The 26,256-nt window shown below is 63.8% G+C and carries 20 protein-coding genes and 1 pseudogene; 12 read left to right on the top strand and 9 right to left on the bottom strand.

The genetic code is table 11. The features are described 5' to 3' along the window. The first annotated feature begins 193 nt into the window (after positions 1-193). From htpG to yghX, 9 genes are all read left to right on the top strand, one after another. Positions 194-2,101: a molecular chaperone HtpG gene (gene htpG / locus ACYAS9_RS29410; protein ID WP_463572022.1), complete on the top strand. Its 1,908-nt coding sequence runs from the start codon at positions 194-196 to the stop codon at positions 2,099-2,101. A gap of 81 nt (positions 2,102-2,182) precedes the next feature. Further along, positions 2,183-2,911, top strand: coding sequence for a dienelactone hydrolase family protein (locus ACYAS9_RS29405; RefSeq protein WP_463572021.1), 729 nt, complete (start codon positions 2,183-2,185; stop codon positions 2,909-2,911). A 75-nt stretch (positions 2,912-2,986) separates the two neighbouring features. Then, positions 2,987-3,505, top strand: a complete 519-nt coding sequence (locus tag ACYAS9_RS29400; protein WP_463572020.1) for a sigma-70 family RNA polymerase sigma factor — start codon at positions 2,987-2,989, stop codon at positions 3,503-3,505. Continuing rightward, positions 3,495-4,460: a FecR family protein gene (locus ACYAS9_RS29395; RefSeq protein WP_463572019.1), complete on the top strand. Its 966-nt coding sequence runs from the start codon at positions 3,495-3,497 to the stop codon at positions 4,458-4,460. The genes ACYAS9_RS29400 and ACYAS9_RS29395 overlap by 11 nt, the downstream gene beginning before the upstream one ends. 125 nt (positions 4,461-4,585) lie before the next feature. Continuing rightward, the gene (locus ACYAS9_RS29390; RefSeq protein WP_463572018.1) at positions 4,586-6,994 is read left to right on the top strand and encodes a TonB-dependent siderophore receptor; all 2,409 of its coding nucleotides are present in this window, start codon (positions 4,586-4,588) and stop codon (positions 6,992-6,994) included. A 6-nt stretch (positions 6,995-7,000) separates the two neighbouring features. Then, a complete protein-coding gene (locus ACYAS9_RS29385) occupies positions 7,001-8,053 on the top strand; it encodes a FecCD family ABC transporter permease (protein WP_463572017.1) in 1,053 nt (350 codons plus the stop codon). Then, positions 8,050-8,856: an ABC transporter ATP-binding protein gene (locus ACYAS9_RS29380; RefSeq protein ID WP_463572016.1), complete on the top strand. Its 807-nt coding sequence runs from the start codon at positions 8,050-8,052 to the stop codon at positions 8,854-8,856. The genes ACYAS9_RS29385 and ACYAS9_RS29380 overlap by 4 nt, the downstream gene beginning before the upstream one ends. After that, entirely contained in the window at positions 8,853-9,974 is a 1,122-nt protein-coding gene (locus ACYAS9_RS29375; protein ID WP_463572015.1) for an ABC transporter substrate-binding protein, read from the top strand. Before ACYAS9_RS29380 ends, ACYAS9_RS29375 begins: the two co-directional genes overlap by 4 nt. Before the next feature lie 80 nt (positions 9,975-10,054). Then, a complete protein-coding gene (gene yghX, locus ACYAS9_RS29370) occupies positions 10,055-10,942 on the top strand; it encodes a YghX family hydrolase (protein WP_463572014.1) in 888 nt (295 codons plus the stop codon). Here yghX and ACYAS9_RS29365 read toward each other — a convergent pair. The 4 genes and pseudogenes from ACYAS9_RS29365 to ACYAS9_RS29350 form a co-directional block, all read right to left on the bottom strand. Beyond that, complete coding sequence (locus ACYAS9_RS29365) at positions 10,930-11,253, bottom strand: hypothetical protein (protein WP_463572013.1); 324 nt, start codon at positions 11,251-11,253, stop codon at positions 10,930-10,932. The genes yghX and ACYAS9_RS29365 overlap by 13 nt on opposite strands. Before the next feature lie 69 nt (positions 11,254-11,322). Continuing rightward, a pseudogene (locus ACYAS9_RS29360) lies at positions 11,323-12,271 on the bottom strand (substrate-binding domain-containing protein). A 70-nt stretch (positions 12,272-12,341) separates the two neighbouring features. After that, on the bottom strand, positions 12,342-13,130 hold the full coding sequence (locus tag ACYAS9_RS29355; RefSeq protein ID WP_463572012.1) for a TIM barrel protein: 789 nt from the start codon (positions 13,128-13,130) through the stop codon (positions 12,342-12,344). Further along, a complete protein-coding gene (locus tag ACYAS9_RS29350; RefSeq protein WP_463572011.1) occupies positions 13,127-14,149 on the bottom strand; it encodes a Gfo/Idh/MocA family oxidoreductase in 1,023 nt (340 codons plus the stop codon). Before ACYAS9_RS29350 ends, ACYAS9_RS29355 begins: the two co-directional genes overlap by 4 nt. Positions 14,150-14,344: 195 nt before the next feature. Between ACYAS9_RS29350 and ACYAS9_RS29345 the strand changes: the two genes are divergently transcribed. Then, positions 14,345-16,339 carry a sigma-54 interaction domain-containing protein gene (locus ACYAS9_RS29345; protein WP_463572010.1) on the top strand — a complete coding sequence of 665 codons (1,995 nt, stop codon included), beginning with the start codon at positions 14,345-14,347 and terminating at the stop codon, positions 16,337-16,339. 15 nt (positions 16,340-16,354) lie between these two features. Here the strand turns inward: ACYAS9_RS29345 and ACYAS9_RS29340 are convergent, their stop codons facing one another. Together ACYAS9_RS29340 and ACYAS9_RS29335 are read right to left on the bottom strand one after the other, a co-directional pair. Further along, on the bottom strand, positions 16,355-18,349 hold the full coding sequence (locus tag ACYAS9_RS29340) for a DNA topoisomerase III (RefSeq protein WP_463572009.1): 1,995 nt from the start codon (positions 18,347-18,349) through the stop codon (positions 16,355-16,357). 224 nt (positions 18,350-18,573) lie between these two features. Then, on the bottom strand, positions 18,574-19,899 hold the full coding sequence (locus ACYAS9_RS29335) for an OprD family porin (protein WP_463572008.1): 1,326 nt from the start codon (positions 19,897-19,899) through the stop codon (positions 18,574-18,576). Between the two features lie 321 nt (positions 19,900-20,220). Here ACYAS9_RS29335 and ACYAS9_RS29330 point away from each other — a divergent pair, with 321 nt between their 5' ends. Next, a complete protein-coding gene (locus ACYAS9_RS29330) occupies positions 20,221-20,910 on the top strand; it encodes a response regulator transcription factor (RefSeq protein WP_463572007.1) in 690 nt (229 codons plus the stop codon). Continuing rightward, positions 20,911-22,254, top strand: coding sequence for a sensor histidine kinase (locus ACYAS9_RS29325; RefSeq protein WP_463572006.1), 1,344 nt, complete (start codon positions 20,911-20,913; stop codon positions 22,252-22,254). Here the strand turns inward: ACYAS9_RS29325 and ACYAS9_RS29320 are convergent. The 3 genes from ACYAS9_RS29320 to ACYAS9_RS29310 are packed head-to-tail and all read right to left on the bottom strand — an operon-like array spanning position 22,249 to position 26,149. Continuing rightward, positions 22,249-24,282, bottom strand: a complete 2,034-nt coding sequence (locus ACYAS9_RS29320; protein WP_463572005.1) for an LTA synthase family protein — start codon at positions 24,280-24,282, stop codon at positions 22,249-22,251. The two genes, ACYAS9_RS29325 and ACYAS9_RS29320, sit on opposite strands and share 6 nt — an antisense overlap. Then, the gene (locus ACYAS9_RS29315) at positions 24,282-24,881 is read right to left on the bottom strand and encodes a hypothetical protein (protein ID WP_463572004.1); all 600 of its coding nucleotides are present in this window, start codon (positions 24,879-24,881) and stop codon (positions 24,282-24,284) included. Before ACYAS9_RS29315 ends, ACYAS9_RS29320 begins: the two co-directional genes overlap by 1 nt. Next, positions 24,881-26,149 (bottom strand): sialidase family protein, encoded by a 1,269-nt coding sequence (locus tag ACYAS9_RS29310; protein WP_463572003.1) that lies wholly within the window; start codon positions 26,147-26,149, stop codon positions 24,881-24,883. The genes ACYAS9_RS29315 and ACYAS9_RS29310 overlap by 1 nt, the downstream gene beginning before the upstream one ends. Between the last annotated feature and the right edge of the window lie 107 nt (positions 26,150-26,256).

Here is a 26,256-nt window from a genome sequence, read left to right as displayed (position 1 = left end):
CGTTGATGGCACCGACGCAGGCGCCGAACAGCGCATTAACATCCAGGGTCCTTTCAGCACGCCTGCAATGATGACCACTGGCCCCCCTTGAAATCCTTTCAGCCGGCCCCACCTTGATGACAACCCGCTGCCACGCATCACCGACCGTGGCGCCTTGTACCCTCTGTATCCTCTGAATTGGAGCTTGACGAACATGAGTGTGGAATCTCAAAAGCAAACCCTGGGCTTCCAGACCGAGGTGAAGCAACTGCTGCACCTCATGATCCATTCGCTGTATTCCAACAAGGAAATCTTCCTTCGCGAACTGATCTCCAACGCCTCCGATGCCGTCGACAAACTGCGCTTCGAATCCCTGGCCAACCCGCAACTGCTCGAAGGCGGTGCGGAGCTGAAGATTCGCGTGAGCTTCGATGCCGACGCCAAGACCGTCACCCTCGAAGACAACGGCATCGGCATGAACCGTGACGATGTGATCACCCACCTGGGTACCATCGCCAAGTCCGGCACCGCCGACTTCATGAAAAACCTCACCGGCGACCAGAAAAAGGATTCGCACCTGATCGGTCAGTTCGGTGTCGGCTTCTACTCGGCCTTTATCGTTGCCGATCAGGTCGATGTGTACAGCCGTCGTGCCGGTACACCGGCCAGCGAAGGCGTGCACTGGTCGTCCAGAGGCGAGGGTGAGTTTGAAGTTGCCACCATCGACAAGGCCGAGCGCGGCACCCGCATCGTCCTGCACCTCAAGGCCGATGAAAGCGAATTCGCCGACGGTTATCGCCTGCGCAACATCATCAAGAAATACTCCGATCACATCGCCCTGCCGATCGAATTGCCCAAGCAGCAGCCAGCCGCTGCCGAAGGCGAAGAAGCGCCGGCCGAAGAGTGGGAAACCGTCAACCGCGCCAGCGCCCTGTGGACCCGTCCGCGTACCGAGATCAAGGACGAGGAATACCAGGAGTTCTACAAGCACATCGGCCACGATTACGAGAACCCGCTGAGCTGGAGCCACAACAAGGTCGAAGGCAAGCTGGAATACAGCTCGCTGCTCTATGTGCCGGCCCGTGCGCCGTTCGACCTGTACCAGCGAGAAGCGCCACGCGGCCTGAAGCTGTACGTGCAGCGCGTGTTCGTCATGGACCAGGCCGAGTCGTTCCTGCCGCTGTACCTGCGTTTCATCAAGGGCGTGGTCGACTCTAACGACCTGTCGCTGAACGTTTCGCGCGAGATCCTGCAGAAAGACCCGATCATCGACTCGATGAAATCGGCGCTGACCAAGCGCGTGCTGGACATGCTCGACAAGCTGGCCAAGAACGAGCCTGAGCAGTACAAGGGCTTCTGGAAGAACTTTGGCCAGGTCCTGAAAGAAGGCCCGGCCGAAGATTTTGCCAACAAGGAAAAAATCGCCGGCCTGCTGCGTTTCTCCGCGACCAGCGACGAAAGCGGCGAGCAGAGCGTTGCACTGGTCGATTACCTGGCCCGCGCCAAGGAAGGCCAGGACAAGATCTACTACCTCAGCGGCGAATCGTACGCGCAGGTCAAGAACAGCCCGCACCTGGAAGTCTTCCGCAAGAAAGGCATCGAAGTGCTGCTGCTCACCGACCGCATCGACGAGTGGCTGATGAGCTACCTCAACGAGTTCGACGGCAAGAGCTTTGTCGACGTGGCGCGTGGCGATCTGGACCTGGGCAAACTGGACTCCGAAGAGGACAAGAAAGCCCAGGAAGAAGTCGCCAAAGAGAAGGAAGGCCTGGTCGAGCGCATCAAGACTGTGCTCGGTGAGTCGGTCAGCGAAGTGCGTGTTTCCCATCGCCTGACCGATTCCCCGGCTATTCTGGCCATAGGCGAACAGGATCTGGGTCTGCAAATGCGCCAGATCCTCGAAGCCAGCGGGCAGAAGGTACCGGACTCCAAGCCGATCTTCGAATTCAACCCGGCGCATCCTCTGATCGGCAAACTCGATGCCGAGCAGAACGAAGAGCGCTTCGGCGAGCTGTCGCACATCCTGTTCGATCAGGCTGCGCTGGCCGCCGGTGACAGCCTGAAAGATCCGGCCGCTTATGTGCGTCGACTGAACAAGCTGTTGGTTGAACTCTCGGTCTGATGAGCGACCTCAAGAAAACCCGCCCCGGCGGGTTTTCTTTTCTGTACCGGGTCATTTTTCCAGCGTTGCAAGGAGTCAATGATGAGCAATAACGTGACGGTTCGTTCTGTGGTCCACGAGATTGACGGCCAGCCTTTCGAAAGCCGCCTGGTGTATGACGCCAGTGCCAGCCAGCTGCGACCGGGTCTGGTCATGGCGCCGAACTGGATGGGCATCAGCCAGGGTGCCGAAGATATCGCCAAAGCGGTGGCCGGGCAGGGCTATGTCGTGCTGCTGGCTGACCTTTATGGCCAGGGCGTGCGGCCTGCCAACGCCGATGAAGCGGCTCAGGCCATGACCGTCCTCAAGGACGATCGCCTCAAGCTGCGCAAGCGCATGCAGGCAGCACTCAAGCTGTTGCTGGCACAGAAAGATGTGTTTCTCGACAGCAAGCGTGTGGCGGCATTCGGCTTCTGTTTCGGCGGCTGCGCTGCGCTGGAACTGGCGCGCAGCGGGATCGATATCGAAGCGGCCGTGTCGTTCCACGGCACGCTGGACACCCCAAATCCGGCTGACGCGCACAATATTCAGGCGGCGGTGCTGGTGCTGCACGGCAGTTCCGACCCGATGGTGCCGGCCGATCAGGTGATTGCCTTCAGGCACGAGATGGACGGTGCCGGTGTCGACTGGCAATTGAACGTCTACGGCGGTGCGGTGCACTCGTTCACCGATCCTGCGGCCGATGTGCCGGGCAAGATGCTCTACGACGAAAAGGTCTCGAACCGCGCGTTCAAGGCCATGTACAACTTTCTCGATGAAGTGTTCGTCTGATCCCGGTCAATCAATTAGCAATGCGTATCGTTAGCGCTTAAGATGGCGGCCTTTTCGGGGCGGCGGAGCTAATTGATGGCGGGGTCGGCAAACGATCTGGACGTTTTTCTCGGCTTGCGCCGCGAGTTGATCAACTATGCCAATGGCATCACGGGCGATCGCACGCAGGCCGAAGACATCGTTCAGGAGGCTTACATCCGTCTGATTGCCGGGCGTGGCGAGCCTATCGAGCAGCCGGTGGCCTATGCCTATCGGGTGGTGCGCAACCTGGCGCTCGACCTGATTCGCAGCCGCGCCCGCGAGCAGGCCCGTCAGGTGTCGCCGCCGGACTGGTTGCTGCCCATGGAACTGGATGACCCTGCCGACACCTTCCAGCACGGCATGGCGCTGGAGCGTCTGGCCCAGGCACTGGACGCCATGCCTCAGGCAAGCCGTCGGGCGCTGGAAATGCATCGCTTCGGTGGTTACACGCTGGCGCAGATCGCCGAGCAACTCGGTGTTTCAGTGACCAGTGCCCACCGGTTATTGCGCGATGCACTGGTGCGACTGGCCCGCGTATTCGCCGAGCCGCCTGGAGCTCAACATGGACGCTAGCCTGACGCCGGACCCGCTGGAGCAGGCGGCCGACTGGCAGATCCGCCTGATCGAACACCCTGATGACCGTGCCGAATTCGAACGCTGGCTGGCCGCTGACGCGCTTCATCGTGCCGCCTGGCAGCAGATGCAGAGCATGATGGGCGCACTCGACCAGTTGCCGCCGCCAGCGATCAGCAGTGCAGCGCCGGTTGTCCCGCGCTCCACTACACCTCGCCCCGCAACCCCGCGTCGCAAACGCCGCTGGCCCCGCGCGGCCATGGCCGGTGCGCTACTGGCGCTGGCGGTGTGGTTCACGCCGCAAGCGAGCCTCTATTGGCGTGCCGATTACCGCACCGGCATCGCCGAAACCCGTGAAGTCCAGTTACCCGACGGCAGCCGTGTGGTGCTGGCGCCGGGCAGCGCCATCGGCTTGTCTGGCGACTCGGCGCGTCGTGTGCAATTGCTTCAGGGCCAGGCCTTCTTTCAGGTAGCCGCCGACCCGGCCCGGCCCTTCGTGGCAACCGCCGGCGAGATGGCGGTGCGGGTTCTGGGCACCGCGTTCGAACTGAGCCTGCAAGAGAGCAGAACCGAAGTGGTGCTGGAGCACGGTCAGGTGCAGGCCGAAAACGCCAGCGACAAGCAGCCCTTGCGTTTGAGCGAGCGTCTGCTGCCGGGTGAGCGCGTGCAGGTCGACTGGGCCACCGGCAAGGTTCAGCGCAGCAAGCTCGATACGGCGCGGGTGGCCGCCTGGCGTCAGCAGATGCTGTATGTCGAGGACCAGAGCGTGGCCGACATTGTCGAGCGCCTGCAACGCTACAGCACTGGCTGGATCGTTGTTTCTGACCCCAGGCTGGCGCAAAGACGCATCAGCGGTGTGTTCGACCTGCGCGACCCGGACCGCGCCTTGCAGGCGCTGGCCCGTTCGCTGAATGTTCCGCTGCAAAAAATCACCCCTTGGGTGAGGGTGCTGTAGGCCGTTTGCAGCACCTCGGTAAAAAAACTGAAAAAACCTGGAAAAAAATCTTGGGCACGGCGTCTTTCTGGAGAAGTTGAGAATTTATCTCAAATGTTATTCAGACGTATGAAGGAATGCCTGCCATGCCCGTGCCGCGTTTTCGTTTGCTTCGCCACGTTTGCAGCCATTGGCCGCTCGGCTGTGTACTGATCGCCAGTGCTGCAACCGTGCAGGCGCAAACCCAGGCAATCGACGCCGTGGCGTCGCAGTCGACAGCCGAACCGCAGCGACGCTATGACATCGCCGCCCAGTCGCTGGCCGGTGCCTTGGGCGCTTTCGGGGCCCAGAGTGGCATTCAGGTGAGTTTCGATGCGGGGCTGGCTCGCGACCTGCGCGCGCCGGCGGTCAAGGGCCTGATGAGCGAACGCCAGGCCCTGAGTCAACTGTTGCAGGGCAGTGGCCTGGGCTGGAGCCTGACCCCGGAGCGCACCCTGTTGTTGTTTCCCCAGCCTCAGGGCGCGGTGAATCTGGCGCCGTCGACCATCCATGGCAACGGTTATCTGGAAACCGCCGGCGGTGCGGTGCAGGGTTATCGCGCCACCCGCAGCGCCACGGCCAGCAAGACCGACACGGCATTGCGCGATATCCCGCAATCGGTGCAAGTGGTGCCGCGCCAGGTCATCGAAGACCAGCAACTGGACCGCCTGGGCGATGTACTGGCCAACGTCAGCAGCGTGCAGCGCAGCAACACCCATGGCGGCTCTTCGGAAAGCTTCGTGATCCGCGGCTTTCAAGCCACCAGCTACGCCATCGATGGCATGGCCCTCAACCCGCTGGTGTCGCGCCCCGAAGCCCTCAGCGACCTGGCCAACGTCGAGCGCGTCGAAGTGCTCAAGGGACCGGCCTCGGTGCTCTATGGCCGGGGCAATCCGGGTGGCCTGATCAATCTGGTGACCCGCAAGCCATCCTTCACCCCCGAAGCCAGCGCCAAGGTGCAGGCCGGCACGGGTGATTTCTATCGCCTTGAAGCCAATGCCAGCGGCGCCCTGGACCCGGCCGAAACCCTGGCCGGTCGCCTGACCGTGGCCAGCCAGACCGATCGCGGCTTTCGCGATACCTTCCGCGACAGCAAGCACACCTACATTGCGCCGACCTTGCGCTGGCAGCCCAGCGAGCTGACCCGTGTCGACGCCGGCATCGAATACATCGACCAGACTTCGCCATTCGACCGGGGCGCGATCCCCATCAACGGCAAGATCAACCTGCCGGCCGACCGCTATCTGCACGAACCCTGGGCACGCGACAAGGCCGACAAGTTCTCGGTCTGGTACCGCGCCGAGCATGACCTCAACGAGACCTGGACCCTGCGCCAGATGACCCGCTGGGACGATTCGCACAAGGACCGCTATGTGGTCGACCTGCGCGGCCTGGGCAGCGATGGCCGCACCCTCGGCCGCCGTGCCACCGACGGCGAAGAAAACATCCGCACCCTGGACATGCAGTTCGAAGCCATCGCGCGCTTTGCCACCGGCGGCTTGCAGCATACCGCCCTGATGGGCTTCGAATACATCGACGGCCAGCGCGACACCTCCAGCTACCGGGCTTCGCTGGCCTCGCTGGACATCTTCAATCCGGTGTACGGCGCCACGCCCGGCAGTTTTGCCTTTCAGGAAAAGGTCCGCTACGACCTGCAGTCCTATAGCGTGTATCTGCAAGACCAGATCGACCTCAACGAACAATGGAAGCTGCTGGTCGGCGCGCGCTACGACGACACCCGCCAGGTCAGCAAGGCGCTGGACGCCAGCCTGCGCACCACCCGCACCGATGTCGACCCGGAGCAACTGTCGCCGCGCCTGGGCGTGGTCTATCAGCCCAATGACTGGCTGGCGCTGTACGCCAGCTACAGCACATCGTTCGCCCCACAGACCGGCAAGACCCGCAGCGGTCGCGTGCTCGACCCGGAGGAGGGCGTGCAATACGAAGTGGGGGCCAAGTTCGACATCATTCCCGAGCAGCTCAGCGCCACGCTGGCGGCGTTCGAGATCGTGCGCGAGAACGTGGCCGCCACCGACCCGGGCGACACCGACTATTCGGTGCAGACCGGCGAGCAGCGGGTGCGCGGCGTCGAGCTGGATGTCAGCGGCAATCCGCTGCCGGGCTGGCAGGTGATCGGCAACGTCAGCGTGCTCAATGCTGAAGTCACCCAGGACACGGTGATTGCCGAGGGTAACAAGCTCACCGGCGTGCCGACCCTGAGCGGTTCGCTGTGGTCCAGCTACCAGTTGCAGGAAGGCACGCTGCGCGGCCTGGGGTTTGGCGCCGGGGTGATCTTTGTCGGCCCGCGTGAAGGCGATCTGGACAACAGCTACGACGTAGCCGGTTATGCGCGTGTCGATGCCAGCCTGTTCTACGACATCAACGAGCATGTGCGCATTTCACTCAATGGCCGCAACCTCACCGACCGCAAGTACGTCGAGACCGTGGCCACCACCGACGGCAATTACTATGGCGACCCGGCGCATGTGCTGGGCACCCTCAGCGTGAGGTACTGACCGGCCATGGCCTTGCCGCTCAATGACGCCGAGGGTTTGTACCTGGCGTACCGGCGCATCCTGCGCAAACGCCTGGCCGTGTGCCTGGTCCTGACACTGCTGGTGATCGCCAGCCTGATCGCCGACATCGCACTGGGTGTTTCGAGCTTTTCAGCCACTGAAGTCTTGCAGGCACTGTTCAACCCCGAGGCGCTGGATGCCGACACCTTGGTCATCATTCAGGAACTGCGCCTGCCGTTCGCGCTGATGGCGGTGTTGGTCGGGGTGGCGTTGTCGCTGGCCGGGGCCGAGATGCAGACCATCCTCAACAACCCGCTGGCCAGCCCCTTTACCCTCGGCGTATCGTCGGCCGCCTCGCTGGGCGCGGCACTGGCGATCGTGTTGCAGATCGGTATCCCCGGCGTGCCGGACAACTGGCTGGTGACCGGCAATGCCTTTGTGTTTGCCTTCGCCTCGGTGTTGCTGCTGCAAGCGGTGGCCAGTTTCACTGGCGGCGTGCAGACCCTGGTGCTGTTCGGCATTGCGCTGGTGTTCAGCTTCAATGCGCTGGTGGCCATGCTGCAATACGTGGCCTCGGCCGATGCCTTGCAGCAACTGGTGTTCTGGAGCATGGGCAGCCTTAACCGTGCCAGCTGGGAGGCGGTGCAAACGCTGGGCCTGGTGGTGTTGCTGGTGCTGCCGTTCAGCCTGCGCGCGGCCTGGCCGATGACCACGCTGCGTCTGGGCGACGAACGCGCCGCCACTTTGGGCATCGACGTCAACCGCCTGCGCTTTTTCGCCTTGCTGCGCATCAGCCTGCTGGCCGCTACGGCCGTGGCGTTCGTCGGCACCATCGGTTTTATCGGCCTGGTCGGGCCACACATCGCACGCCTGCTGATCGGCGAAGACCACCGCTTTTTCCTGCCGGTCAGTGCGCTGATGGGTGCGCTGGTGATGTCGCTGTCGGCGATTGCCAGCAAGCAACTGATTCCCGGCGTGATCCTGCCGGTGGGCATCGTTACCGCGCTGGTCGGCGTGCCGTTGTTCATGAGCCTGATCTTCAAGCGGGGGCGCACATGAACCTCACCGTCAAAGGCCTCAATGTGCATTACCGCCGCCACCAGGTGCTGCACGCCATCGACCTGCCCGACATCGCGCCCGGCAGCCTGGTGGCGCTGGTCGGGCCGAACGGGGCCGGCAAGTCCACGCTGCTGCGCGCCCTGGCCGGGTTGCTCAAGGCCGATGGGCACATGCAGCTTGGCGATCTGGATTTGCTGCGTTGCGGGCGCCTGGCGCGCTCGCAACGGGTGGGCTTCATGCCGCAAGCGCTGCCCGAAGGCGTGGCCTTGAGTGTGCTGGAAACCCTGCTCGGCGCCTTGCGCGGCGGCGATCCGGCCATCGCCCGGCTGGGCGCCAGAGAGCAGCAGGCCAAGGCCTGGCAGGTGCTGGCGCAACTGGGCATCAGCGACCTGGCGCTGCACCCGCTGGAGCGTTTATCCGGCGGCCAGCGGCAAATGGTCAGCCTGGCCCAGGCGGTGATTCGCGACCCGCACCTGTTGTTGCTCGATGAGCCCACCAGCGCGCTGGACCTGCGTCACCAGGACGATGTGATGCGCATGGTCCGGCGTCTGACCGAGCAGGGGCGCACCGTGCTGGTGGTCCTGCATGACCTGAGCCTGGCCGCGCGCTGGGCCGACCAGATGGTGGTGATCGAGGCCGGGCGGCTGTATGGCGCGGGCCTGGTGTCGCAGGTGCTGAGCGAGGACATGCTGGCCCGGGTTTACAAGGTCAGGGCGCGGGTCGAGCGTTGCAGCCAGGGCCGGTTGCAGATCGCTGTCGACGGTCCGCTGGAGGCTCCGTTGCACGAGGGGCAGGGCGCATGAAGTATGGCGTGCTGCTGATCGTCTGGCTGCTGAGCCTGCCGGTTCTGGCGGCCGCGTACCCACGCACGGTGGTGGACGTGGCCGGGCGCAGCGTGCTGATCAAGGCGGCGCCGCAACGCATCGTGCTGCAAGACAGCAACGATCTGTTGCTGCTGGCGCTACTGGAGCGTGAGCAACCGCTGGTGCGGATCAGCGCCTGGAACAACGCCCTGGAAAACTCCGACCCCAGCCTTTGGCGGCAAGTGGCCAGGCGCTGGCCGCATGCCCTGCAGATTCCAGAGGTGCAATTCACCAGCAGCCAGGTGGACATCGAAGCCATTCTGCGCCGTCATCCCGATCTGATCGTGGCGCGCATCGAGTTGCGTGCGGCCATCGAAAACACCGTGCTTTCCAGCGTGCTCAAGCGCCTCGACATCCCGCTGGTGTATGTCGACACCGAGGCCGATCCGCTGGTCAATGTGCCGCGCAGTGTCGAACTGCTCGGTCAGGTGCTGGATCAAGAGGCGCGTGCCGGCGAGTTTGTGCACGACTACCGCCAGCAACTGGCCAGCCTGCAACAGCGTACCCGCCGCCTGCCAGCGCGCCGGGTGTTCATCGAGGTGCGCGCAGGCCAGGCCGGCAATCAGGAGTGCTGTCATACCCAAGGCAACACCGCCTGGGGTTTGATGATCCAGGCACTGGGCGCCGACAATGTAGGCAGCCGCTATTTGCGCAGCCGCTCGGGCAGCGTGGCACTGGAAACCCTGATCCGCGCGCGGCCCGATGTCTACCTGATGACCGGCACCCAGCGCCTGCGCAACGGCGTGGCGGCCATCGGCTTCGGCTATGACGCCGCGCCGCAGCCGATTATCCAGCACATGCAACAGTTGATGGCGCGGCGCGGCTTTTCATCGGTGGCGGCAGGCCCCGATGCCTGTATCGCGGGCCTGCATCATCAGTTCTATAACAGCGTGTTCAATGTCGTCGGCCTGCACTACCTGGCCAAGGCGATCTGGCCCGAAGCCCTGGCGGACCTGGACCCGGATGCGCAGTACCGGCAGATGATCCGGCGCTACACCACGCTGCCGGTCGAGGCGCCATTTGTCTTTGCGGCACAGGCGTGTTTTGCCGGGCGGTAGGCTATGTTTCAATGCGGTAACACTCCGCAAGACCCCACACGACCCCATACGACCCCACCGACCCGACAGGATGCGCATTGATGGAACGTCTCACCGCCAAAGACTTCGCCCCCGAGCTGCTGGAACTCTACGACTTCTACGCCCATGGCCAGATCAATCGCCGTGAATTCATCGACCGCGCGGCGAAATTCACCCTTGGCGGGCTGACCGCCACCGCCGTGCTGGCGGCGCTGAGCCCCGACTATGCCCTGGCCGAGCAGGTGGCGTTCACCGACCCGGACATCGTTGCCGAATACGTGACCTACCCATCGCCCAAAGGCCATGGCCAGGTGCGCGGTTACCTGGTGCGCCCGGCCAAGGCCAGCGGCAAATTGCCGGGTGTGGTGGTGGTTCATGAAAACCGTGGCCTGAACCCGTACATCGAGGATGTCGCCCGGCGCGTGGCCAAGGCCGGTTTTATCGCCCTGGCCCCGGACGGGCTGAGTTCGGTCGGTGGTTATCCGGGTAACGACGACAAGGGCCGCGAGCTGCAACAGCAGGTCAATCCGGAGAAACTCCTCAACGATTTCTTTGCAGCGCTGGAATGGCTGATGGCGCATGACGCCACGACCGGCAAGGTCGGCATCACCGGATTCTGCTACGGCGGCGGTGTGGCCAATGCCGCCGCCGTGGCCTACCCGGAACTGGGCGCGGCGGTGTCGTTCTATGGTCGCCAGGCCAAGGCTGAAGATGTGCCGCGCATCAAGGCGCCGGTGCAGATTCACTACGGCGAACTCGATACGCGCATCAACGAAGGCTGGCCCGCGTATGAGCAAGCGCTCAAGGCGGCGGGCACCACCTACGAGGCGTATATCTACAAAGGCGCCAACCACGGCTTCCACAACGACTCCACCCCGCGTTACGACGAAGCGGCGGCGACATTGGCGTGGGAGCGGACGCTGGCGTGGTTCAAGCGTTATCTGGTGTAACGCGCGGCTTCTTCGCTGTCGAAGACCACGTGCTGGTCCACGGCGGCAAGCCGCAGGCCGGCCTCGGCCAGGGCCATGGCGGTAAAGTCGACCATTCGCTGCCCCTGGCCGGCTGCCAGCGCCGCCAGCCGGCTGGCTTCGCTATCGAACACCCAGATGACCCGCAGGCTGGCGGCTAATCTGGCGTAGTCGACGCGGTGGGTCAGCCACTCGAAACCTTGTATTTCGGCCTTGGCGCTTTCGCAGGCTTCGGTCAGGGTCTGGATCAGGCGGCGGTCAAGGTGCGCCTGTTCGCGCTTGGTCATGGACATGGCGGGGCTGTCAGGTATCAAAAAGGGCGGCCAGTGTGCCATGAATAATTGGCCGCCACTGTCGGGCACTTACTTGAAATGCTGTTCGAACGTCGGCACCTGTTCAGGGGTGATGAGCTGGTAAGGCACCCATACATCGCTGTCCACCGGCTCGCCCTTGATCATCTTCAGCGCCGCCTGCATGGCGCCGCTGGCTTGCGCGGTCGGGTCCTGAAACACCGAGGCGGCCAGTTGACCGCGCTTGATCGCGGCCAGGCCATCGGGCAGGCCGTCGATACCGACCACCGGCACGCTGCCTTTGGCCTTGCCGGACTGCTGCAAGGCCATGGCCGCGCCGATGGCCATTTCGTCGTTGTTGGCGACGATGGCGTCGATCTGTGAACCAGCCAGAATCCAGTTGCTGGTCAAATCCATGCTTCGGCTGCGTTGCCATTCGGCGCTTTGCTGCTCGACGATTTTGATGCCCGGATAATCCTTGAGCACCTGCTTCACACCCTCGGTACGGCCCTGCGTGGCGTTTTGCGCCAGGTCGCCCATGATGATCGCCAGGTTGCCCTTGCCGCCCATCTTCTCGGCCAGATAACGCATCTGCAATTGACCGGCCTCTTCATCGCGAGAGGCCACGGCAACGATGCCCTTGGGCAGCACGGCCTGGTCCGGGCGACGGTTGACATAGACCAGCGGGGTGGCGGGGGGGCCCCCCCCCCCCGGGGGGGAGGGGGGGGGGGGGGGGGGGGGCGCCCCCCGGCAGGACGATGATCGCGTCGACCTTCTGGCTCAGAAAGCCCTGAACCTGATTGAGCTGGCGTACCACATCGCCCTGGGCATCTTCGACCTGCAACGTCACGCCGGCCTTTTTCGCCGCGTCGTTGAGGCCGTTGCGCACATAGGTCATGAAGTTATCGTCGACCCGCGCGATGCTGACGCCGATACGGTAGTCGGCCAGGGCAGCGGTGGTGAGGGTCAGGCAGCCAGCCAGGGTGGCGGCGGTGAAACCAAGCAGTCGGCTGAGGCGCATGATGTTTTCCTGTTGTTGTTATGGTTGTTATGGGCATCAAAACGGCGGCGCGAACGCCGCGTGGTCCTTGTCACTCAAGGGTAAACGCGTTGCGAAAGCGCTCGATGGCCAGCAGCGAGTCGCCCGAGGCCCAGCCTTCGAGGCCGATCACGCCGCGATAACCCTGCTCATGCAACGCACGGGCAATGGCCGGATAGTGAATCTCGCCCGTGCCAGGCTCCTTGCGGCCCGGCACATCGGCCACCTGGATTTCGCCGATGGCGCTGCCGGCACGCTGGATCAGCTCGATCAGGTTACCTTCGCCGATCTGTGCGTGATACAGGTCCAGGTTGAGTTTCAGGTGCGGGCTGCCGACCGCCTCGATCAGCGCCAGGGTGTCCTCGGCGCGGGCGAAAGGCGTGCCGGGATGGTCGACGGCGGTGTTGAGGTTTTCCAGCAAAAACACCTTGCCGGCCTCTTCGCCAAGGCGGGCAATCTTTTCCAGGGTTTTGCAGGCGCTGAGCCACATGCGTCCGGTCACGATCTCTACGGGGCGCACCGGCAGGCCTTTGCCGTCCAGCCCGGTGCCGTGCAGGTTCAGGCTCGGGCAGTTGAGCTGCCCGGCGATGTGCAGCGACTCGCGGGCGCTGTCCAGCAGGCTGGCAATGCCCTCGGGCTCGGTGAGGTTGCCGGCGATATAGCCGGTCATCGAGGTAAAGTCCGCGCCGGTGGCGGCGAGGGCTGCGATGTCCTTGGTGGTCCAGTTCCAGATCTCGACGCTCAGGCCCAGCGCATGGATACGCCGGACCCGCTCTACGAGCGGCAGGTCGAGAAACAGCATTTCTGCGCTGACCGCCAGTTTGAACGGGCAATGGCTCATGCGCGCTCTCCTTGCAGGCGTACCGGCTGGCCTTGCTGGAACGACTCGATACAGGCCCGGGCGATCACCAGCGCGGCGCGGGCATCAACGCCGGTGGCCTTTGGCGTGTTGCCGCTGCGCAGGCAATCGGCAAAGTGATTGAGTTCGGCAATGTAGGCATCGCGCAGCAGGTCGGTGTCCAGGCGCAGGGTGTCGGCGCTGCTGCCCTCGGCGGTGTAGCGGCGCAGGTCTGAGTGATGGATGTCGCCCATGCTCAGCATGCCGGCGCTGCCGAACACCTCGCCGCGCACATCGTAGCCATACACCGCCTGAAAGCTGGCCTCGGCACTGGCCAGTGCGCCGTTGTCGTAACGAATGCTCACCAGCGCGGTGTCGAGCAAGCCCTTGTCCTTGAATTGCGGTGCGATCAGCGCATCGGCCATGACACTGACCTCCACCGCCCGCGCGCCGGGGTTGAGGTAGTTGAGGGTGTCGAAATCGTGAATCAGGGTTTCCAGAAAGATCACCCACTGCGGCGAGGCGGCCGGGTTATTCAAGGCCGGGTCGCGGGTCAGCGAGCGCAACAGCTGTGGCGTGCCGATCCGCCCGGCCACCACGTCCTGGTGCGCCTGATGAAAGCTGGCAGCGAAGCGACGGTTGAAGCCGACCTGCAACACCACCCCCGCCTGCTGCGCGGCGTCGATGGCGCGATCGGCTTCTTCGAGGTTGATGGCCATCGGTTTCTCGCAAAAGATGCCCTTGCCGGCACCGGCCGCGCTGATCACCAGTTCGGCGTGGGTACGGGCCGGCGAGGCGATCAATACGCCATCGATCTCGGGATCGAGGATCAGTTGCTGCGGGTCGGTATAGACCTTGTCCACGCCCAGCTGGGCGGCCAGTTTTGCCGCCTGGCCAGGTGTCGGGTCGGCAATCGCCGCCAGAACGGCACCGGGAATATGGCGGGCAGCGGTCAGGGCATGAAAGCTGCCCATGCGGCCGGCACCGATCAGGCCTAGGCGCAGAGTCTTTTGCGTGTTCATGGTGTAGCTCCTTTTTTATTGTGAGTGGCGGGCCTCGAAATTCAGGCCGCGTATAAGCAGGAGCAAGGCGTGTGCCATTTTTCAAGTTGTTGATATTTAACGATATTTAATTAATTAAACAGACTGAGAGTGTTTGTCTGGATGACATGTCTACAATGACATGTATAAAAAATAGACATTGAAAGGCTGGTTGGCATGACCGAATTTCCGCTGATGACGCTCGATGCCCAGGACCTCGATTACATGACCTCACTGGGCGCCGGCGCCTTGAGCGAGGGTCCGATTCCTGCGTTGCAACACGCCTGGCAAGCCTGCCAGGCAGGCCTGCGCGAGCGTCCAGCCTCGGTGCGTCCGCTGATCTGGGCTTCCTGGCTGCGCTGCGTCGAGGCCGGCATTGATCCGCAGGGTGGCGGCTATCGCTTCGTCAGCACTGAACACCTGGCCGCGACCCTGCAGGCGCACCATGAGCTGATCAGCACGGCAGCGCAGGTCATGCAGGGTTTGCTGGCCTACAACCCGCGCGGGCATATCAACCTCACTGACGCGCACGGCACGACCCTGCACTTTTGCGGACTGGACATCACCCCGGTCGGCAGCCGCCTGCTGGAGTCGTTGCAAGGCACCAACTGCACCGGGCTGGCGCTGAATGAAGACCGGCTGGTCTATGTGCTGGCCGAAGAAAATTTCGCCAGTGGCCTGCGTGACCGGCGCATGCATTGCGCCGCCGCGCCGATCCGCGACAGCCAGGGCCTGACCCGGGCGATCCTGACCCTGACGGCAGAGCCCGGCTGGTTTCATTTTCATACCCTGGGCACCGTGCAGGCCGCCGCCGAAGCGGTGTCGCGGCAGCTGTCGCTGCAAGCGCTGCTGAGCGAGCAGCGCACGGTACTGGAAGTGCTCAACGAAGGCCTGGTGGTGCTCGACGGCCAAGGCCGGATCAAGGCGCTCAACCGCTACGCCCGGCAATTATTCAAGGTCGACGAGGCATTGCTGGGCTCACCGTTCCGGCAACTGGGCCGCAGCGAGCCCGGTTACGAGCGGCTGCTGCGCGACCCGGACGGGCTGCGCGACCTGGATTGCACCTTTCAACTGGCGGATGGCAGCTCGCTGGCCTGTCTGGTCTCGGTGTGCCAACTGGCGCAAGGCGGGCAGATTGTTTCGCTGCGTGAAAACCGGCGCATCCGCGAGATCACCCAACGCTTGATCGGCAGCCGCGCCCGCTACACCTTCGACAGCATCCAAGGGCGCTCGCAAGTGATGCAGGACGCCATGCGTCTGGCGCGCATCGCCAGCCGCAGCGACTCGACCACTCTGATTCTGGGCGAGAGCGGCACCGGCAAGGAGCTGTTCGCGCAGGCGATTCACAGTGCCAGCCCGCGCAGCCATGGGCCATTCGTGGCGGTCAATTGCGGGGCCATTCCGCGCGAGCTGGTGCAAAGCGAATTGTTCGGGCATGTCGAAGGTGCGTTCACCGGTGCCGCACGCGGCGGCTCGGCGGGCAAGTTTGAACTGGCCGACGGCGGCACCATCTTTCTCGATGAAATCGGCGACATGGCCTTCGACGCGCAGGTCAGCCTGTTGCGCGTGCTTCAGGAAGGCGAGGTGACCCGGGTCGGGGCGAAGAAATCCCAGCGTGTCGATGTGCGCATCATTGCCGCGACCCACCGCAACCTGAGCCAGGCGGTGGCCGATGGCGCCTTTCGCGAGGACCTGTATTACCGGCTTAATGTGCTTAACCTCACGGTGCCGCCGCTGCGCATGCGCCGCGACGACATTGCGCTGCTGGCCCGGCACTTTCTGGCCCGCGTCGCCCAGTCGCTGCGCAAGGATGTGCGCGACATCGCCCCGGCAGCGCTGGAAATGCTTGAGGCGCATGCCTGGCCTGGCAATGTTCGTGAGCTGGAAAACATTCTGGAACGCGCGACCAACCTGGCCCTGCACGAGCAGATTCAGCCGGGTGACCTGCCGCTGGAACTGCTGCCAGGGCCGCGCCGTGTAATCACCGCCCATGGGCCGTTGCCCGGTGCGACGCTGGATCTGGAAGGCCAGCAGATGAACGCAATCATCCAGGCGCTGCGTGACACCGGCGGCAACATGCGCCTGACCGCCCAGCGCCTGGGCGTCTCGCGGGGCGGGCTGTACAACAAGCTGCAGCGCTTTGGCCTGAGCGCGGACAGCTTTCGCGAGTGATCGAGGCTGGGCGTGTCAGGCCGGCGGTTTGCGTGGGGCGCGCCGCGTCTTGGTGGTTTTTCCGGCCGTTGCGGTTGGGGCCTTGGCAGTGCGGGCCGATGTCGAGGCCGGCTTGCGCTTGGCCGTGCCCTTGCGCGACTTTTTCCACGGTGTGCCGCCAGCGGGCGCCGGCATGCCTTGCAGGTTCAGGCGCAGGCCCTGGCAGCGCTCGACCTGTTTGCTCATCCATGCCGCCTGCTTGGCGACGAACTCTTCCAGGCTCATTTCACCGCTTTGCACCATGTCCAGCGCCTGTTCCCAGATGGCCGTGGTGCCGGGATCGGCAATGGCGCGCGGCACCGCGTCGATCAGGCTGAAGGCCGCCGCGGTGGCCGCCAGCGCCTTGCCGTGCTTGGCCAGATAACCGCGATCGAGCAGGCCCTGAACGATGCCGGCGCGAGTGGCTTCGGTGCCGATGCCGGTGGTGTCCTTGAGCTTCTGCTTGAGCAACGGGTCCTGCACCAGCCGGGCAACGTTTTTCATCGCCTTGATCAGGTCGCCTTCGGTGTAGGGCTTGGGCGGCTGGGTCCACAGGTCCTTGAGTTGCAGGCCCGTGATCGGGCACACGCAACCTTTGTGCAGCGCCGGCAGGTCTTGCGGCGGCGCGGCCTCTTTGCCTTTGGCCGGCGCCAGCGCTTCTGGCAGGGCGCGTTTCCAGCCGGTTTCGACAATGCGTTTACCGACCGCGCGCAGGGCGTGGCCGGCGCAATCGAAATCGGCCTGGGTGCGGTCGTATTCGTGGTTGGGCAGAAACTGCGCCAGGTAGCGGGCGCGAATCAGGGTGTACACCGCACGCAGCTTGCCGCTCAGGCGCGACAGGTTATGCGCGGCGGCGGTGGGAATGATGCCGTGGTGAGCGGTGATCTTGCCGTCGTTCCAGGCCCGCGAGCGGCGTTGCGGGTCCAGATGCCCGTGCAGGGCTTGCAGGCTCGGGTCAGCCTGGAGCAGGGCGGCGATAATGCCGCGGGCTTCGCCATGCTGGCTGTTGGGCAGATAGCCGCAATCGCTGCGCGGGTAGGTGATCAGCTTGTGGGTTTCGTACAGCGCCTGGGCGGTGTCCAGGGTTTCCTGAGCGCCGAGGCCCAGCTTCTTCGAGCAGATTTCCTGCAGCGTGCCGAGGTCGAAGGGCAGGGGCGCGGCTTCACGCATCCGCTCGGTGCGCACCGCGACCGCCGTGGCCGTGCCGACCTGCTGCATGTCGTTGGCCGCCTGTTGCGCCAGTGGCTGGTTCAGGCAGCGATCCTGCTCGTCGCAGGCATCGGCTGGTGCGCGCCAGTGGGCGGTGAAGTTCTGCCCGTCATGGCGCAGGCCGACCTCGATGGTCCAGTACGGCACCGGCACAAAGTCGGCGATGCTGCGGTCGCGGTCCACCACCAGGCGCAACGTCGGGGTTTGCACCCGGCCCACCGGCAACACACCCTGATAGCCGGACTGGCGACCGAGCAGGGTGAACAGCCGGCTCATGTTCATGCCGATCAGCCAGTCGGCGCGTGAGCGGCCCAGCGCTGAATGATAGAGGCTGAAGGTTTCGGCGCCGGGCTTGAGCGCCGCCAGTGCCTTGCGAATCGAAGCGTCGTCGAGTGCCGACAGCCACAGGCGCTGGATCGGCCCGCGATAGCGGCAATGTTCGACCAGCTCACGGGCAATCATCTCGCCTTCGCGGTCGGCGTCGGTGGCAATCACCAGCTCACCGGCTTCACCCAGCAGGCGCTTGACGGCCTTGTACTGGCTGGCGGTCTTGGGCTTGACCTGCATCTTCCAGGTACCCGGCACGATGGGCAGGTCTTGCAGCACCCAGCGTTTATAACGGGCGTCGTAGGCATCCGGCGGCGCGGTTTCGAGCAGGTGGCCAATGCACCAGGTCACCGTGGCCGAAGGCCCGACCCAGCAGCCATCGCCACGCCGGGTTGCACCCAGCACGGCGGCGATGTCTTTGGCTTGGGAAGGTTTTTCGCAGAGATACAGGCGCATGGCCGGGATCATTCTTCAAGGCGGTCGAGGCCGACAGGATGCTTTACGCCGGCCTTGTAGATCAAGTTTTATCTGTATGGGTATACAGTAATGCCTGCTACCGGCTCTGTAGGAGCGCGCTCGCCCGCGACCGGCTGCGTTAGCAGTCGTAAATTTTCAGCGTTTCCGACATTTTGCGAGCGCTGGCGCACTCGGTCGCGGGCGAGCGCGCTCCTACGGGGGGGTTAAAGTACGGTGATCGGGTAGTCGACGATCAGGCGGAATTCGGACAGGTCGCCCTCGCCCTGGTCGGTGTTGGCGCGGTGGAAGGCCTGGCGGATACGGAACGACAGGTCCTTGGCCGGGCCGGTCTGGACCACGTACTTGGCTTCGATGTCGGTTTCGTTGTGCTTGCCGTCTTCGCCATACAGGCCTGCGTAGGCGCTGTCGGCCGAGACCTTGCTGCCGTCGACGTCGTAGCCGCGCAGGTGGCGGGCCATGAAGCTCAGGCCGGGTACGCCATAGGTGGTCATGTCGATGTTGTAACGGATGCCGAAGGATTTCTCGTTCGGGCCGTTGAAGTCCGACCACTGCACCGAGTTGGCCAGGAACACCGAGTCGCCGCCTTCGCCGTTGCCGTTGTTGCCCACGCCCAGATAGTCGAACGGCGTATCGCCATGGACTTTCTGCACCGACAGGGTGATCGAGTGGGCGGCCAGGAACGCATAGGTGGCCGACAGCGAGGCGGTGGTGTTGTTGATCGAGCCGGCCTTGGACTGGCCTTCGTCCAGCGTGCGGTACAGGTTGGCATCGAAGGTCAGCGACTGATCGTCGCTCAGGGCCAGCACATAGTTGGTGTTGGCGTAGTACTGGTTCCAGACATCCTCGAACTGCGAGCCGTACAGGCTGGCGGTCCAGTTCGGGGTGATCTGGTAAACGCCGCCGGCATAGGTTGCGCGCCGTGCAGTGACGTTGGCGTACAGCGCGTAGATCTCGTGATCCTGGTTGGTGGTCACGTTGCTGTTGGTGCTGGTGAAGCGGCCGGCTTCCAGGTCCAGGCCTTCGATCTCGCTGCTCTTGAGGTCGAAGCCGGTGGCGGTCTGCGGTAGCAGGCGGGTGCCGCCCACGGCAAACACCGGCGCGAGTGGCTGCATGTTGCCGTAGCGCAATTGGGTCTTGGACAGGCGCAGCTTGAGTGCGGCACCGGCGCTGCCGAAGCTGTCTTGTGCCTTGCCATCGCTGTCACGCTGCAGGTTACCGGTGCCACTGTCGCCTTCCTGGGCGTCGAGCTTGATGCCGAAGTGGCCGAAGGCGTCTACGCCGACACCGACAGTGCCTTCGGTGAAGCCCGAGCTGAATGTACCGATGAAGCCCTGGGTCCAGTCGCGGTTATCGCTGGCGCCGTCCTGACGGTCACGATTGAAGTACTGGTTGCGCGCCAGCACAGACAGGCTGCTGCCTTCGACAAAGCCTTTGGCCTCGGCCTGGTCTTCGATGGTTTCGGCCTGCGCCAGCTGGCTCAGTCCTGCCGAAACGGCCAGCGCGATGGCGCTCCATTGTGTTGCATTCATCGATGATTCCCCTGATTGGTATGGCCCGGTCGTCCATCGATCCTTGTGGCTTATCGATGGCGGGCATTTACGGCAGGCGGGCATAAACCCATCTAATGGTATGAAAGCCGCGATTTATTGGTGAGTGCACTCCGACCGCGCAGGCGGAGGCTTGGTTTCGCGTCGGGCTAGTTATATCACGCGACTTTGCAGGTTCCGGCCCAGGGACCACCGTCGCACGGTTACAAATATTTAACTTTGCGACGCGCGCCTGGCACTGTTTTGCGTCTACGGCGGCCGCGCTTGTTACCATGACCGGCTTGAACCCAACAGGAAATCGCCATGCGAAGAGTCTTGTGCATCGAAGACGACCACGACACGGCCCAGGAAATCGCCTCGGAACTGAGCCGGGTGGGGTTTGCCGTGGAGTGCGCCAGCGATGGCATCAAGGGCCTGCACCGGGCGCTCAACGGCGGCTTCGACGCCATTACCCTGGACCGCATGCTGCCGGGCCTTGACGGTCTGGAACTGATTACCCGCCTGCGCCGTTCCGGCATTCGCACGCCGGTGTTGATGATCAGCGCGCTGACCGATGTCGACGACCGCATTCGCGGCCTGCGCGCCGGCGGCGACGATTACCTGGTCAAGCCGTTCGTGTCCGAAGAAATGGCCACCCGCATCGAGGTGCTGCTGCGCCGGCATGCCGAGACTCCCGAGCGTGAAACCCTGTTGCAGGTCGGCGACCTGAGCCTGGACCTGCTCAGCCGCGAGTTGCTATGCAAGGACCAGCGCGTCGGCCTGTCGGCCACCGAGTTCCGCCTGCTGGAGTTTCTGATGCGCAACGCCGAGGCCGTGGTCACCCGCGCGCTGATCTTCGAGTCGGTGTGGGGCTATCACTTCGACCCCGGCACCAAACTGATCGACGTGCACCTGACCCGCCTGCGCCGCAAGCTCGATGCGGTGGGTTGCCAGGTGGCGGTCAGCGCATTGCGCGGTTCGGGCTATGTGCTGGCCTGCGGCGAGGCCAGTTGAGTGCGCGCCCGGCTGTCGCGTACCACCGCCTTTCGCCTGACCCTGACCTACGCCGTGGTGTTGTCGCTGGGCGCGATGACGCTGGTGGGCCTGATTTACTGGCAGGTTGCCGGCTATATGTCGCGCCAGAGCGACAAGATCGTACTCGGCGAAATGCGCCAGTTATTGTACCCGGCCCCCGAAGCGCTGCCGGCCGAGATCGAGCGCCTGCAACAGAGCGACTTGCGTGGCGTGGTCAGTTACGGCCTGTTCGATGCTCAGGGCCAGCCGCTTTACGGGCAGGTGCAGGAGTTGCCTGAAGGCATGGCGCTGGATGGCCAGCCGCACCCGTGGACGGACTCGCGCTTTGCCGAAGGCGCCAAGATCATCGCCCGGCGTCTGGGCAATGGCCAGATTCTGGTGGTCGGTTACGAGGCGCGGACCCTGGCCAGCCTGCGCGATATTCTGCTGCGTTCGCTGGGCTGGAGCGCCTGCCTGATTCTGCTGGCCGGGCTGTTGCTGGCGCTGCTGCTTGGCGCAGGCCCGTTGCGCCGCGTGCGTAATGTGCAACTCGCCAGCCAGCGCATTGCCGAGGGCGACTTCAGCCAGCGCTTGCCGGTCAGCCGGCGTGGCGATGAACTGGATGTGTTGTCTTCGCTGGTCAACCGCATGGTCGGTGAAGTAGGGCGCTTGCTTGATGAGGTGAAAAGCGTCGAGGACAACGTGGCCCATGACCTGCGCACGCCGCTGAACAAACTGCGCGCCCAGCTGCATCGCACCTTGATGGACTGGGAGCGGGCGCCCGACGACACGCTCCGGCAGCGACTGGAAAAATCCCTTGAGGCCGCCGATGTCCTGCTGAGCCGTTTTCGCGCCCTGCAACGGGTCGCCGAAATCGACAGCCGGGCGCGCCGCGCGTGCATGACCACGCTGGCGCCGGGCGCATTGCTTGCGCAGTTGTTCGAGGATTATCAGCCGGTGGCCGAGGAGGCCGGCATCGCGCTTGAACTGCACATCGAACAGGCGCCGCCGCTGCTGGCCGACCGTGAACTGCTGGCCGAAGCGATGATGAACCTGCTCGATAACGCGGTGAAATTCACCCCGTCAGGCGGCTGCATCCAGATACGCCTGCGCCATGCCGGGCAAAGCACCCGTATCGAGGTGCAGGACAACGGCCCCGGCATCGCGCACGACCAATGCCAGGCGGTGCTGGAGCGTTTTGCCCGAGGCCGGCAAGAACCCAGGGCCAGTGGCTCGGGACTGGGGCTGGCCATCGTCGCGGCGGTGGCCAGAACCCACGGCTACCGCCTGCTGCTCGAAGACGCGCAACCCGGGTTGCGCGTGGTGCTGGCTCAAGAGTTATAGGCCCACGTCCTGGCGGACATTGCGATACAGCATCAGGCGCGCGCTTTCATGCAGCCCACGGGTCAGCGCCTGCAAGCGGCTGAATTCCTCGGGATGCTGCCGGGCAACGTCGTCCCGCGGGGTGGGCGAGGCGAGATCGTGCAGGGTCGGCGAACTGCCGTCGTGCTGCATTTGCAGTAGAAAGTGCCGGGTAACGCCGCCGATGAGCGGAAAAGTACCTTCCTGCAAGACCAGCGGCACGACACGCTCGCCTTCCGGCGCCGGTTGCTGGATATCGCGGCCCATGCCGCCGTTGCTGAACGCAATGCCGGCCATGCCGGCGACGGTGGGCAACAGGTCGGCCAGGCCGACGGCCTCTTCGATCACCCGCGGTTGCAGACCGGGTGCATGGATCAGTAACGGCACATTATTGCTTTCCAGGCCCAGCTGTTCGAAGGCCGGCGCCATATGCAGGATCTGGCTGATGCGGGTGTTGTGGTCGCCGAAAAACACAAAAATGCTGTTGTCGTAGTAGCCGCCTGCCTTGGCAATTTCCATCAAGCGACCGATGTTGTAGTCCAGCAGGCGCACGGCGTTGTACTGCTCGACGCTGCGTGAGCCGGCGGCCTGGACCTCTTCGAGCGACAGGTCACTGACTTTGAAACCGTCGTTGTGCCTGGGGATGGTGAACGGTCGATGGTTACCTGAGGTTTGCAGGTAGGCGAAGAACGGTTGGTCCCTGGGCAAGGCGCGCAGCAGTTGGTCACTTTCCTTGAACAGGTCCAGGTCGCTGATGCCCCAAACGTCGACCCGTGGCGAGCGCCAGTGGCTTTCATCGTAGAGCTGCACGCCATCGATGCTCTGACGGATCAGGGCGTTGATGTTGGCCCAGCCGGCGTTGCCGCCGATCATGTAGAGCTTCTTGTAGCCCTCGAAGGCATTGATCAGGCTGTGCTGGCGGGTGATCAACGGGTTGCGCGTGGCGGTTTCCTGACGAGTCACGTCGGGCACGCCGGTAATGCTGGCCCACACGGTTTTTGCCGTACCGGTGACCGGCACATAGAAGTGTTTGAAGAACCAGCTCTGCTTGGCCAGTGCGTCCAGGTTCGGCGTGGGGTTGAGCGGGTTGCCATAGGCGCCGACGGCGCTGGTGCCGAGGGATTCGAGCATCACGAAAATCACATTCAGCGGGCGATCCGTAGCCAGCCGGTAAGGTTGTATCGCTTGCTCGCGCACGAAGCCGAGTGCGTCTGCGTCTGGCGGTTTCACCCCCAGGTAATGCGCTACTTGCGGGTAATACTTGCGCACCTGTGCTTCATCGAATTGCGACTGGCCCACCTTGAGCGTGTCGTATAAGAACAGCACGGGGTTGAGGCCTGTGGCAGCCACCTGGCTATTGCCGGAAAAGAACGCATCGCTCCAGCGCAGCGGCACCGGGTTTTCCAGGTTGAGATTGGCGACGCGCCCTAGCAACGCAAGCAGCACCGCGACAACAGCGATCGCTGCGGTGCAGGTCAGTGCCAGCGTGCCGATTGCCTGAGGCGGGCGATCCAGGGTCGTGCGCTCAAGGCGAGCCAGTGCGCAGGTCCAGAGCATCGACGCTGCCAGCCAGCTCAACGTGATCCATAGCACCGGGTAAGTTTCCCAGACCATGTCGCGGGAAATCTGCGCGTCTTGCAGATAACGCAGCACCGTGGCGTTGATGCGTACGCCCAGGTAGGCGTAGTGGCCGAAGTCGATGATGTACACCAGCCCGATCCCGGCCAGAGCCAGAAACAAATAGCCGCGTGCCAGCCAGCGCAGCGCCGGCACTGTCACCAGGTTCCAGCGTGGCAGCCAGGCGATTACGGCCAGTGGCAGCAGAATCAGCAGCGTCAGGCGCAAGTCGAAACGCAGGCCAATGCCCACGGTTTGCCACAGGTCAGGCGTGCGCAGATCAACGCCGGAAAACCCCAGCACAAACACCAGCCGCAAGCTGGCGAGCAACAGCCAGACCATCCCGATCGCGCCCACGCCGTAGCGCAGGCGGCGTGATTGCAACGCACCCATCATTGACCTCTGTGCCATTTCAAAAGAGGACGCCAGGCGGCGCCGAGCATCAACCGCAATCCGCTCACCAGGCAGTACCCTGCCAACAGTGGGTCCAGCAGGTAATCCCAATAGTTTTCCGAAGCTTTAAGCCGCAGGGCGAAGGCCAGAGTGCCGGCCGCCAGCATCCACGCCGCCAGTGTGTTGCGCAGTAGCAGCATCAGCAGCGCCACCGCGCCGATCAGCACAATCATGGGGCGAGGGTTGAATCCCCAGCGGTACGGGTCCAGGTACGTCAGGCCCAGGGTTGCGGGATACAGAATCAGGCTCAACGCACCGAACAGCAGCGCCAGGCTTGCATACTGGCGAGCCTCGACCGGTTGCAGCACGCCCAGCCGGCATAGCCCCACCCAGGCCAGCAGCACCAGCGTGCTGATCGCCAGATCATCGGTCACGCTGCGCACATAGGCGGCCAGCGGCAGTTCGTTGATCGGGATAAAACTCACCACCACCAGCAATGGCAGCAACCATGGACGCCAGGGTGCCGTGCAGCGCAGGGCGCAAAGCGCTGTAAACCCCAGCAGTACAAAACTCAAATGGGCTTGCCACAGGGCGAACATCAGAGGCGCTCCGACAGCCAGGCTTCGTTGAAGCTGACATGTTTGATAAAGGTGTTATTCCACGAGTACACCAGGTGGTACATGCCGTCCGGGCTACGGCTGAAATACGGGTACTCGTATTCGAAGTCGCAGCCGCGCGGTTTGCACACCCGATAATCGAGGCTGCTGAGAAAGCGCTGTTCCAGTGGCAGGCGCCGGGCGCCGCTGGAGGCGCGAAAGCCTTCGCCGATGAGGGTCTTGTAGGCCTCGGGGGAAAACGGCTGGCCCAGCGGATCGGGCGATGCATCCAGTTGCGTCACGGCGCGCCACTGGCTCAGGCCGGTGTCAGTGCCGTACAGGCTGAGCTTGAAGCGCCCGTCTTGCAGGTCATTAAGGGCAACCAGCAAGCCATCGCCTTCGGTGGCCACCGCCGCCAGGGATGAATTGGGGTTGGACGGCTCCAGCGGCCACGGCTCGCTCCAGGTCTGTCCCGCGTCCTCGGTACGGCTGGCGAGTACCCGGTGGTGGGTGTCGCCGGCATAGCGCAGCATGGCAATGGCGTGCTTGCCATCAAGCGGCACGATGGTCGGTTGCAGCGAGTGCTTGCCTCGGCTGATGCGGAATTTGTCGATCACCGCCCCGTCGGCGCTCAAGTACAGGTACTCGGCAAACTTGCCCATGAACTCGTGATACACCGGCAAGCCTATCGAGCCGTCGGCATGAAACACCGGCGCGGCGCGTACCAGGGTGCTGATGTTGAAGAACGGCGAAGTCACCAGTTGCCACGGCGCCGACCAGTTCGCCCCGAGGTCATCGGAGACCATCACGTTGATAGCGCTGGTGGCCCAGCCGCCGACCGACACCGAGACATAAAACATCCACAAGCGTTGGTCCGGCGCCAGGGCGATCACCGGGTTGCCCAGTTTGCGGATATGACGCCGGGTGCCGTCGCGTGTGCTTTCGCGTGTGGCCAGCACCTGTTCGGCACCCCACTCGCCACTGCGCGCGTCATACCGTGCGCTGCGCACCTGCACATCGGCGGCGCCTTCGCGGGAGCCGGCGAACCACACCGCCATCAGATCACCGCCCGGCAAGGCCGTCACCGAGGATGAGTGCACGAAGTCGTTGAGCTGCGAGGACACAAACCGGCTGCTGTATTGCGCGGTCGCCGCAGTTTTATCGGTGGGCTGGCTGGCCTGGACAAACGGCGCCAGGGTATGGGGCGGATGGCTTTGCCACGCGGCGAAAAACACCGCGAGCAAGCCGCAGATCAGCAAAGCAGAGCGCATAAAACACTCTCGGCATAAGAGGGGGCGCCACTGTGCGAAACCAACCTTAATGCAACCTTAGTGGGTAACGAGCAGTTACATCTTCCCGGAATCGCCCCCCGCCGAGA

The organism is Pseudomonas sp. HP_08 (assembly GCF_055284095.1).
Note: the sequence above shows the minus strand (reverse complement) of the source record. Positions and strands in the feature narration are given on the sequence as shown.

Bases quoted from the DNA above. Each gene is read 5' to 3' on its own strand.
- ACYAS9_RS29315 (WP_463572004.1), bottom strand. From the start codon at position 24,881: ATGTTCGCCCTGTGGCAAGCCCATTTGAGTTTTGTACTGCTGGGGTTT.
- ACYAS9_RS29375 (WP_463572015.1), top strand. From the start codon at position 8,853: ATGAAGTATGGCGTGCTGCTGATCGTCTGGCTGCTGAGCCTGCCGGTT.
- ACYAS9_RS29310 (WP_463572003.1), bottom strand. From the start codon at position 26,149: ATGCGCTCTGCTTTGCTGATCTGCGGCTTGCTCGCGGTGTTTTTCGCC.
- ACYAS9_RS29345 (WP_463572010.1), top strand. From the start codon at position 14,345: ATGACCGAATTTCCGCTGATGACGCTCGATGCCCAGGACCTCGATTAC.
- ACYAS9_RS29365 (WP_463572013.1), bottom strand. From the start codon at position 11,253: ATGTCCATGACCAAGCGCGAACAGGCGCACCTTGACCGCCGCCTGATC.
- ACYAS9_RS29330 (WP_463572007.1), top strand. From the start codon at position 20,221: ATGCGAAGAGTCTTGTGCATCGAAGACGACCACGACACGGCCCAGGAA.
- ACYAS9_RS29335 (WP_463572008.1), bottom strand. From the start codon at position 19,899: ATGAATGCAACACAATGGAGCGCCATCGCGCTGGCCGTTTCGGCAGGA.
- ACYAS9_RS29340 (WP_463572009.1), bottom strand. From the start codon at position 18,349: ATGCGCCTGTATCTCTGCGAAAAACCTTCCCAAGCCAAAGACATCGCC.
- ACYAS9_RS29355 (WP_463572012.1), bottom strand. From the start codon at position 13,130: ATGAGCCATTGCCCGTTCAAACTGGCGGTCAGCGCAGAAATGCTGTTT.
- yghX (WP_463572014.1), top strand. From the start codon at position 10,055: ATGGAACGTCTCACCGCCAAAGACTTCGCCCCCGAGCTGCTGGAACTC.
- ACYAS9_RS29400 (WP_463572020.1), top strand. From the start codon at position 2,987: ATGGCGGGGTCGGCAAACGATCTGGACGTTTTTCTCGGCTTGCGCCGC.
- ACYAS9_RS29380 (WP_463572016.1), top strand. From the start codon at position 8,050: ATGAACCTCACCGTCAAAGGCCTCAATGTGCATTACCGCCGCCACCAG.
- ACYAS9_RS29350 (WP_463572011.1), bottom strand. From the start codon at position 14,149: ATGAACACGCAAAAGACTCTGCGCCTAGGCCTGATCGGTGCCGGCCGC.
- htpG (WP_463572022.1), top strand. From the start codon at position 194: ATGAGTGTGGAATCTCAAAAGCAAACCCTGGGCTTCCAGACCGAGGTG.
- ACYAS9_RS29390 (WP_463572018.1), top strand. From the start codon at position 4,586: ATGCCCGTGCCGCGTTTTCGTTTGCTTCGCCACGTTTGCAGCCATTGG.
- ACYAS9_RS29395 (WP_463572019.1), top strand. From the start codon at position 3,495: ATGGACGCTAGCCTGACGCCGGACCCGCTGGAGCAGGCGGCCGACTGG.
- ACYAS9_RS29320 (WP_463572005.1), bottom strand. From the start codon at position 24,282: ATGGGTGCGTTGCAATCACGCCGCCTGCGCTACGGCGTGGGCGCGATC.
- ACYAS9_RS29385 (WP_463572017.1), top strand. From the start codon at position 7,001: ATGGCCTTGCCGCTCAATGACGCCGAGGGTTTGTACCTGGCGTACCGG.
- ACYAS9_RS29405 (WP_463572021.1), top strand. From the start codon at position 2,183: ATGAGCAATAACGTGACGGTTCGTTCTGTGGTCCACGAGATTGACGGC.